We start from the raw sequence: 8,959 nt of genomic DNA on the forward strand, positions 1-8,959 counted from the left end.
TTTTATGGGCGGGCAGGATGCCCACCCCACAATACAATTTATCTCTTGTGGAACAGGCATCTTGCCTGTTCTCGATCATAAATGTTAATCAGCCTTTTATGGGCGGGCAGGATGCCCACCCCACAATACAATTTATCTCTTGTGGAACAGGCATCTTGCCTGTTCTCGATCGAGGTACAAAATGTCAGTTCAAATAAAATTCCTATAAATGTCGAATAGCCTCAACCAACCCCTGACAAACACCAGCCAGAAAATCCAAATCCAAAGTCTCAATCTTATCGCTTTCTCGATGATAATGCGGATTTCGCATATTAGCAGTATCAGTCACCATAATAGCCGGATAACCATTATCCCAAAAAGGAACATGATCGCTGCGGCGAGTATCCGGCACAATTAAACCTCGATTCGGAACCGGCAGCCACTCGCAGGGCTGACCAGACTTGCGAATTTTCCCACTCAAATTAATCAAATCGGGAACCGTCCGCAAAGTGCCAATTAAAGCAATAAAATTACCACTATTTGGATAAAAATATTTCAAGCCAGCGGGATAGCTTTGAGAATTAGGATTATGGTTGCAATAACCCAACATTTCCAAAGAAATCATTAACCGGATTGACTTTTGCTGTTGCTTGTATTTAGCTGCATGATGACTGCTTCCCAAATAACCGTATTCTTCCATATCGAAGGCAACTAATTGCACTGGATATTTGAGCGGCGCAGATGCGAGATCCCTTGCGAGTTCCAGCAAAACAGCAACACCAGTAGCATTATCATCGGCCCCAGGTGTTCCGGGTACAGTATCGTAATGAGCACCAATTACGATCGGCTTTTCTTGCTTCTTTTCTTGCTTCCCCCCCTTAGCAAGGGGGGGACTGAGGGGGGGTAAATCCAAAATCAAATTGTGATGAATTCGCCCGCGCACGGAAAAATCGTCATTTTCTACAGTTCCCCACTGTGCCAACTGTTCCCGGATGTATTGCTGGGCATAAAAATGCCCTTCGGATGCGAGGTATGGGTTGCGATCGCGTACAATTTGAATCAGATGGCTGTGCAGGCGTTCCTTGAGATCCATGCGATCGGAGATACAATGAGTACACTAAGATTATATGGGATTGAATTATGATTGGAGAAGTCAGAATCGAAAATTATAAGTCCATTCAAAAGCTGAAGCTAGAATTAGGACGAGTAACTGTATTGATCGGTGAAAATGGCTGCGGCAAGAGTAATATTCTAGAGGCGATCGCCCTGGCTTCTGCGGCGGCAGATGACAAGCTAGATAACGAGTTTTTAGCTTCTCGGGGCATCAGAGTGACAGAACCTCAATTTATGCGATCGGCTTTTGAAAAGGAAAATTTAGATAAAGATATCAGCATTGAAATTAGAGGAAATAATGACACAATAAAAATAAGGTTTATTTTAAATAACGATAATACACCCTATGCTCGATGGAGAAATCATTTTTACTATGGGATTTCAGAAGAAGAACGGAATTTAGAAAGAGCCTATAGGCCGCTTGCTGCTTGGGAATATAATAGTTTTTTAGACAGCCGAGATCGACAATATCAATTTATCCGCAAAACAAATATCAAAACACTTAAAATACAGGAATTTATCATTTACTCTCCTGAAAATATCGCCTTACGTACTTTTGAAAAAGAAGGGCAAATTCAACCATTAGGGATTAATGGAGAAGGCTTGTTTAAACTATTAAAAGTTTTAAATTCAGATAACCAGGAGCAGCTTAATGAAATCAATAAAAAACTGCAATTGATAGATTGGTTTCAAGATTTTGAAGCTCCTCCCAATTTATCAAGTATTCAAAACTCTCTCCAAATTAAAGATAGATACTTAGATCCAGATTTAGCTTACTTCGATCAAAGAAGTTCTAATGAAGGCTTTTCATTCTTGCTTTTTTACTTCGCTTTATTTATTAGCGATATCACGCCTAAATTTTTTGCAATAGATAACATTGACGCTTCTCTCAACCCCAGATTATGCCGCCGATTAATGCAAGAATTAGTCGAATTAGCAAAAAAACACGGCAAACAAGTCATTTTTACAACCCACAACCCGGCAGTTTTGGACGGTTTGGATTTAGATGATGACGAACAGCGGCTGCTTGTGATTTCCCGCAATCAATTAGGTTATACTAAAGCTAGACGCATTCTCAAACCTAAACCTTTGGAGGGACAAGAACCTGTGAAATTATCAGAGGCATTTTTGAGAGGCTATATCGGCGGACTTCCTAAGAATTTTTAATATGATTAGTTTTGGATTGATTACAGAGGGACTTACTGACCAAATTGTAATTGAGAATATTTTAGCTGGATATTTCAAGAGTCTCGATCTAGATGTCGAACCACTTCAACCAGAAAGAGATAAAGATAATGAGAATAAATCCCAACACGGCGGCTGGACTCTAGTTTTTGATTATTGCAAGTCAAAAGATTTTCGAGAATCCTTTCAATTTATTGACTATATTATTATTCAAATAGATACTGATGTTTCAGAAGATTATAATATCGCTCATCAAGATGAAAATGGTGAGTTTACTCCTCAGCAGTTGATTGCAAAAGTTATTGATAAATTTAGAGACGGGATTGGTGAGGATTTTTACAGCACCAATCAACAGAAGATAATTTTTGCAATATCTGTACATTCTATTGAGTGTTGGTTGCTCCCACTGTATTTTACAGATAAACAGAAAAAAGCTAAATGCAAAAACTGTCTTAATACGTTAAATTATGAGCTTTCCAAGCAACACAAATTTACAATTGACAAGAATGCTAAAAATCCTGAATATTATCGAGAGATTGCCAAACAATATGGCAAGCATAAAGTTTTAAAGAAGCATTACCAAGATAATCCTAGTCTTAAATTTTTTATAGAAGAGATTGAGAGTAGAAATATTCAAATCCTTGAAGAGGATGACTGGTAACGCTCCAGATTTTCATGTCGTATAATAGAGACAAAACTTAGGAGATTACTATGCAGGCATACAAACTGAGAGGTAAAATCGATGCAACTGGCAACTTGGTAGTTTTGGAATCCGTGGATATGCCACCCGGAGATGTCGAAATCATCGTTTGGCCAGTGGCTGATGCGGTTACAGTAGCTAGCGAGTCGAAAAGTGCGATACCTGAAACACCTCAGACAAAGTTTAAAACGAAGGTGAGAGCATTTCAAGCTTTGTTTGAGCGAGATGCTGTACCGGAACCGCTGGATTTTGACGATCCAGACAAACAAGCAAAATGGGAATATTTAAAGGAAAAACATAACTTGTGAAAATCCTGATAGACACCAATATAATAGTAGATGTTGCGCTCGAACGAGAACCTTTCTTTGCTGAGAGCGATCGCATTTTAACTTTTGTTGAAGAAGCAAAAATTCAAGGCTATATTTCAGCCTCAACTTTTAGCGACCTTTACTATATTATCCGCAGAGACAGAGGCCGCGATTGGACGCTGGATTTTTTGCGGCAGTTAGCCACATTTTGTCAAGTAGCAACAGTAGATAACTCTGTTATTTCAATGGCATTAACTTGCAACTTCAAGGATTTTGAAGATGCGATTCAGTACAGCACTGCTGTAATCAATCTAATTGATGCCATTGTCACCCGCAACCCGCGATATTTTCCGGTTACTACTCCTAGGATTGTAACTCCAAATCAGTTAATTCAAGAATTAACTGATTCTCCATAAATTCCACCTGCTAAACTTCTGATTCCAATTCGCTAACCCGCAACTGCACGGGTAATTCTACAGAATTCAACTCAGACGACTCTAACAATCCTGTTGCTTCAACTTCTGCACTCGCTTCACCGTGCCGCACTTTTCGCAATTTCTCAGCCAAAGTATCCCGCTGATTAATCAAATAAATACTCACCAAAGTCAGCCCAACTCCCATCGATTGCAGCGGATTCAGCACTTCGCCCAAGAACAAATTGCCGAATAGCAAAGCAAATACAGGCGTAAGAAAGGTAAGAGAACTCAAACTTGTGAGACTGCCACTCGAAGCAAAATAAAAGAATAAACCGTAGGCGATCGCACTTCCGAACACGGTAGAATAACCTAACGCCATCCAGCCCGAAAAATCTATATTCACAAACTGTTCGGACTCAGTTGCAGCCGAAATTGCCAACAGCGGCAAACCGCCCAAAATCATGTGCCAACCAGTCGCCACCACCGGGTCAACATAACGGCAAACCCAGCGCACCAAAACCGTACCCACAGCCATCGACAAAGCAGCCAACAGCATCAACCATTCTCCACCCTGAAACAACTGTTCGATACCCGCCGAAACCTCCCTGTTTTCAGGATGAAAAAGCCCCAAAATCCAGCCATCCGGCAACCCAATTAAACTAATGCCCGCAACGCCAATCACTAATCCCAACCAGCCCCAAAAACCAATTTTTTCTTGAAACAGCCACAAACACAAAATCGCCACAGCTAGCGGCTGAGAGTCAATCATCACCGAACCCAAGCCGGCACCGGTTCTCGCTAAACCTTCGGCTAAAAAGCCTTGAAACAAAGTAGCGTCAACCAAAGCAAACAGCGAAATCCACAGCCAAGCTTTCCAGCCCTGCGGCTGCGGTTTTCCCATGAATGCGGCCGCCAGCAGCACCAACACACCCGCAGGTACTAAACGCACGAATGCCACAAACAGTGGCGTTGTGTGCGGCATCACGCCCTTCATGGCTACCATCGCGGTTCCCCACAGGAAAAACGGCGCAATGAGCAACAGCGGGGCAAAAGGCAGTTTTGAATCGGTAAGCTTTAGCTGCATGGCGGAGACTCCAAATAATTGATGAGAGTGGCTCTCACGAGAATGATGTAGATTTGTTAAGCAGTTTTTACAATTATATATTGGTGTTGGGTTAAGTGCGATCGCACAAATCTCGGCCATTATGAACAGGCAAGATGCCTGTTCCACAAAATCAAGGTGGAACAGGCATCTTGCCTGTTGCCACCATGATGAACAGGCAAGATGCCTGTTCCACAAAATCAAGGTGGAACAGGCATCTGGCCTGTTGCCGCCATTATGAACAGGCAAGATGCCTGTTCCACAATCCAGAATTTTCTTGTGCAACAGGCATCTTGCCTGTTGCGAACACAGGCACAACATCTACCCCGACGAATAAGGCACACTATAAGAAGTTAGCTACAAAAATCCGTAACATTGCCTGTACACTGCCCATGATTTGGCCATTCAAGCCCCGCTACCGCAAACAAATCGCCCGTATCGAAATCACCGGAGCCATTGCCGGAGAAACCCGCAAACGAGTGCTAGAAGCTCTCAAAACCGTTGAAGAACGCAAATTTCCCGCCTTGCTGCTGCGGATAGACAGCCCCGGCGGCACTGTCGGCGATTCCCAGGAAATTTACAGCGCACTCAAGCGTTTGCGCGAAAAAGTCAAAATTGTTGCCAGTTTCGGCAATATTTCAGCTTCTGGCGGAGTTTACATCGGCATGGGAGCCGAGCATATCGTTGCTAATCCCGGTACAATTACCGGCAGCATTGGCGTGATTATCCGGGGTAACAATCTAGAACGGCTGTTAGAAAAAGTAGGCGTTTCTTTTCAGGTGATTAAATCGGGGCCGTATAAAGATATCTTGGCATTCGATCGCGAATTGACTGATCCTGAACAGCAAATTCTGCAAGACTTGATCGACACCAGCTACCAGCAATTCGTGGAAACCGTTGCGGAAGCCCGGAACTTGGCTGTTGATAAAGTCAAAAGTTTTGCCGACGGTCGCGTTTTTACCGGTCAGCAAGCCTTAGAATTGGGTTTGGTCGATCGACTGGGAACAGAAGAGGACGCTCGCCGCCTTGCCGCCGAACTCGCAGGCCTCGACGCGGAAAAAACCGAGTGCTGCACCCTAGAAAAACAAAAACCTTTCCTAAATCGCGTCTTGGGGAGTAGTCTGGATACATCCGGGCTTTGGGCTTACAAGAATTTACTGGAATTCGAGCTTTCTACTAGCGGTTTGCCGCTGTGGATGTATCGCCCGTGATTAAATAGTCAGTTGGCAGTGGACAGTAGTCAGTTGGCAGTCGTAATTGGTAATTAGTAATTGGTAATTGCAACTAGCAACTGACAACTAGCAACTGACAACTAACAACTGACAACTGACTACTGAACAACTGACTAAAATGGAGGAATTTTGCGTGGATTGGCAAGTGCGGGGGATTCGTGGGGCAACTACTGCTAGCGAGAATTCGGTGGCAGCAATTCGAGAAGCAGTGAGAGAATTATTAGATGAATTAGAAGCAAAAAATGATATAAATCCAGATTTAATTATTAGTGCTACGTTTTCTGCTACTCGTGATTTAGATGCTGTGTTTCCGGCCGCGATCGCCCGCGAACGTCCTCACTGGTGTAATGTTCCTTTGTTGGACGTACAGCAAATGCACGTTGAGGGTGCTTTGGAACGCTGCATCCGCTTTTTAATTCACGTTAACTGGCCGGCACATACTGAAATTTATCATCCTTATTTGCGGGGAGCTCAAAATTTGCGCCCCGATAGGAATTTAGCGGTGGCGGTGGCTGGGGAAAAGTAGACTTGGCGATTGTGAAAGTCGATCGCCCTCACAACTCAAAAAGTCAAACACTCCTAAACTCACGGGCCCCCAGAAACCGGGTTTTTTCTAGAATACTTGGTTACAGCCGACGAAAACGGCAAAAACCCGGTTTCTTTGATTTTGTCGATCGCCCCGACAACTCAAAAAGGGCTCTCGTGGGATTTGACTCTCAAGGGGTTGACAAGTTACAGGTTAAGGTGTATGGTTAGTTTGCGAGTTGCAAAGCTCGAGCGCTCCAGAACGTTGAAAATTGCATAGTTTTTTTTTGTATCTGCGGCTAGTTTCAGTGTCGCAGATCGGCAATCGACGCACCTCGGGCGATCGGCAAAACCCTGATTTTATCGTTGGGGTGCGTCGATTACTCTGATACCAAGGGTTACGGCTTGCAAGCAATTGAGCTTATTGCAGGTTTTACGGTCTTATTGACAGGTAAAAAATGGTGCGTCGATTTGAGGCTTGAAACCCTTTCTGGGTAAGGCTCCCTGGCCGAACTGTCTCCTTTACCACTTCCCCGCGAGGGGATTGAAACAAAAATGCTAATAGAAGGCTGGCTCTTGCGTTTAATGTCTCCTTTACCACTTCCCCGCGAGGGGATTGAAACGCTTTTGCCAGACCATAGATTGTATCATTGGCAGGAGTGTCTCCTTTACCACTTCCCCGCGAGGGGATTGAAACGCTCTCTCCTTCGTCGAGCCTTGCTCCACATGAGCAATGATGTCTCCTTTACCACTTCCCCGCGAGGGGATTGAAACCTATCCGCCATAGCCTGTGGTTGAGGAAGCTGGTTGTCTCCTTTACCACTTCCCCGCGAGGGGATTGAAACTTTTATCTTATCCATCGTTCGTAATATCCGCAGAATCCTGTCTCCTTTACCACTTCCCCGCGAGGGGATTGAAACGCATTTTTTGCAACTTCTTTATAGACTTCATCTAGCCTGTCTCCTTTACCACTTCCCCGCGAGGGGATTGAAACCTTCAGGTGTGGCTTTTGTAACTTGAGTGTTACCCTTGAAGTCTCCTTTACCACTTCCCCGCGAGGGGATTGAAACCCTAAGTCTAAAAAATCTACCGAAGCACAAAGTCTCCTTTACCACTTCCCCGCGAGGGGATTGAAACTGAAGAAGTGCTAATTCTAGGATTACTTTAAAAATTCTCCTTTACCACTTCCCCGCGAGGGGATTGAAACGATTGTGAATCCTTCGGTCGGAACAACGTCACATCAAGTCTCCTTTACCACTTCCCCGCGAGGGGATTGAAACTCCCAGAAAACCATATGTCATCATCATCTTCAATTGTCTCCTTTACCACTTCCCCGCGAGGGGATTGAAACACAAAAGAATCTCAAATACCAATGAAACTGCTGGTGTCTCCTTTACCACTTCCCCGCGAGGGGATTGAAACTGGGTGCTGAAACTACAATTATGTCGGTTTGTCTCCTTTACCACTTCCCCGCGAGGGGATTGAAACGAACAATGTCACATCAAAAGTAGAAAATTGTTCATGATGTCTCCTTTACCACTTCCCCGCGAGGGGATTGAAACAATATAGTAATACCGTGTTACAGAACCTTCTGCTACGGGTCTCCTTTACCACTTCCCCGCGAGGGGATTGAAACTAAACAATCCCGATAACTAAGATAGCCATGAAGTTGAGTCTCCTTTACCACTTCCCCGCGAGGGGATTGAAACTTTTAATCAGCCAAGTATCGTTGAGTGTAAACACCCAGGTTGTCTCCTTTACCACTTCCCCGCGAGGGGATTGAAACACTCTTGTAGGAGTCTTGGATATACATAAAATTTTTGAACCAGTCTCCTTTACCACTTCCCCGCGAGGGGATTGAAACACTTTAGCCTTGGGATTAGTAAATCCCCCAGTGAACGTCTCCTTTACCACTTCCCCGCGAGGGGATTGAAACATTAAGGTGACCAATCACTTCTACATTGTCCGTTGTGTCTCCTTTACCACTTCCCCGCGAGGGGATTGAAACGATTACTGCTACCCAATTCCCTTCCACATGAAAATTAAAGTCTCCTTTACCACTTCCCCGCGAGGGGATTGAAACTCATTTGTTTTTCTCCGTTTTTTACGGGATTGAGTCTCCTTTACCACTTCCCCGTGAGGGGATTGAAACAGTTTGCTCTGCCTGTAAAACTACTGACTCTGATGAGTCTCCTTTACCACTTCCCCGCGAGGGGATTGAAACATTTCTTCTTTGCGAGTACCGATTCCGATCGCCCCAGTCTCCTTTACCACTTCCCCGCGAGGGGATTGAAACTAAAATCCGACCAGATATTACGTTAGCTAAGGAATGAGAATTAAATAACTTCCACAAGTTTGTGGGATGGGGAGCATCTCAGTTTTGCATTTACAGTGCGAGC

9 protein-coding genes and 1 CRISPR repeat array are annotated in these 8,959 nt (G+C 44.2%); of the genes, 7 read left to right on the forward strand and 2 right to left on the reverse strand.

The features are described 5' to 3' along the window. On the forward strand, positions 1 to 197 hold a 197-nt coding region (locus tag QUB16_RS28700; RefSeq protein ID WP_333321435.1), incomplete at its 5' end, for a hypothetical protein. A 5-nt stretch (positions 198 to 202) separates the two neighbouring features. Here QUB16_RS28700 and QUB16_RS28705 read toward each other — a convergent pair. After that, positions 203 to 1,072 (reverse strand): M28 family peptidase, encoded by an 870-nt coding sequence (locus QUB16_RS28705; RefSeq protein WP_333321437.1) that lies wholly within the window; start codon positions 1,070 to 1,072, stop codon positions 203 to 205. Between the two features lie 47 nt (positions 1,073 to 1,119). Here QUB16_RS28705 and QUB16_RS28710 point away from each other — a divergent pair, with 47 nt between their 5' ends. The 4 genes from QUB16_RS28710 to QUB16_RS28725 are packed head-to-tail and all read left to right on the forward strand — an operon-like array spanning position 1,120 to position 3,701. Next, entirely contained in the window at positions 1,120 to 2,259 is a 1,140-nt protein-coding gene (locus QUB16_RS28710) for an ATP-binding protein (protein WP_333321439.1), read from the forward strand. 1 nt (position 2,260) lies between these two features. Next, positions 2,261 to 2,938 (forward strand): phage tail protein, encoded by a 678-nt coding sequence (locus QUB16_RS28715; protein WP_333321441.1) that lies wholly within the window; start codon positions 2,261 to 2,263, stop codon positions 2,936 to 2,938. Between the two features lie 50 nt (positions 2,939 to 2,988). Further along, positions 2,989 to 3,285: a hypothetical protein gene (locus QUB16_RS28720; protein ID WP_333321443.1), complete on the forward strand. Its 297-nt coding sequence runs from the start codon at positions 2,989 to 2,991 to the stop codon at positions 3,283 to 3,285. Beyond that, on the forward strand, positions 3,282 to 3,701 hold the full coding sequence (locus QUB16_RS28725) for a PIN domain-containing protein (RefSeq protein WP_333321445.1): 420 nt from the start codon (positions 3,282 to 3,284) through the stop codon (positions 3,699 to 3,701). The genes QUB16_RS28720 and QUB16_RS28725 overlap by 4 nt, the downstream gene beginning before the upstream one ends. A 10-nt stretch (positions 3,702 to 3,711) precedes the next feature. Here the strand turns inward: QUB16_RS28725 and QUB16_RS28730 are convergent, their stop codons facing one another. After that, positions 3,712 to 4,785, reverse strand: coding sequence for a DMT family transporter (locus QUB16_RS28730; RefSeq protein WP_333321447.1), 1,074 nt, complete (start codon positions 4,783 to 4,785; stop codon positions 3,712 to 3,714). A 410-nt stretch (positions 4,786 to 5,195) separates the two neighbouring features. Between QUB16_RS28730 and sppA the strand changes: the two genes are divergently transcribed. Both sppA and aroH read left to right on the forward strand, forming a co-directional pair. Then, entirely contained in the window at positions 5,196 to 6,014 is an 819-nt protein-coding gene (gene sppA, locus QUB16_RS28735; protein ID WP_333321452.1) for a signal peptide peptidase SppA, read from the forward strand. Positions 6,015 to 6,153: 139 nt separating this feature from the next. Beyond that, complete coding sequence (aroH, locus tag QUB16_RS28740) at positions 6,154 to 6,561, forward strand: chorismate mutase (protein WP_333321449.1); 408 nt, start codon at positions 6,154 to 6,156, stop codon at positions 6,559 to 6,561. Between the two features lie 513 nt (positions 6,562 to 7,074). Further along, a CRISPR array of direct repeats spans positions 7,075 to 8,856; the repeat unit is 37 nt; unit sequence TGTCTCCTTTACCACTTCCCCGCGAGGGGATTGAAAC. Positions 8,857 to 8,959 lie beyond the last annotated feature (103 nt).

The sequence above is a fragment of the Microcoleus sp. D3_18a_C4 genome, assembly GCF_036702415.1.
Classification (GTDB): Bacteria; Cyanobacteriota; Cyanobacteriia; order Cyanobacteriales; family Microcoleaceae; genus Microcoleus.

Bases quoted from the DNA above. Each gene is read 5' to 3' on its own strand.
- QUB16_RS28705 (WP_333321437.1), bottom strand. From the start codon at position 1,072: ATGGATCTCAAGGAACGCCTGCACAGCCATCTGATTCAAATTGTACGC.
- QUB16_RS28710 (WP_333321439.1), top strand. From the start codon at position 1,120: ATGATTGGAGAAGTCAGAATCGAAAATTATAAGTCCATTCAAAAGCTG.
- QUB16_RS28715 (WP_333321441.1), top strand. From the start codon at position 2,261: ATGATTAGTTTTGGATTGATTACAGAGGGACTTACTGACCAAATTGTA.
- QUB16_RS28720 (WP_333321443.1), top strand. From the start codon at position 2,989: ATGCAGGCATACAAACTGAGAGGTAAAATCGATGCAACTGGCAACTTG.
- QUB16_RS28730 (WP_333321447.1), bottom strand. From the start codon at position 4,785: ATGCAGCTAAAGCTTACCGATTCAAAACTGCCTTTTGCCCCGCTGTTG.
- sppA (WP_333321452.1), top strand. From the start codon at position 5,196: ATGATTTGGCCATTCAAGCCCCGCTACCGCAAACAAATCGCCCGTATC.
- aroH (WP_333321449.1), top strand. From the start codon at position 6,154: ATGGAGGAATTTTGCGTGGATTGGCAAGTGCGGGGGATTCGTGGGGCA.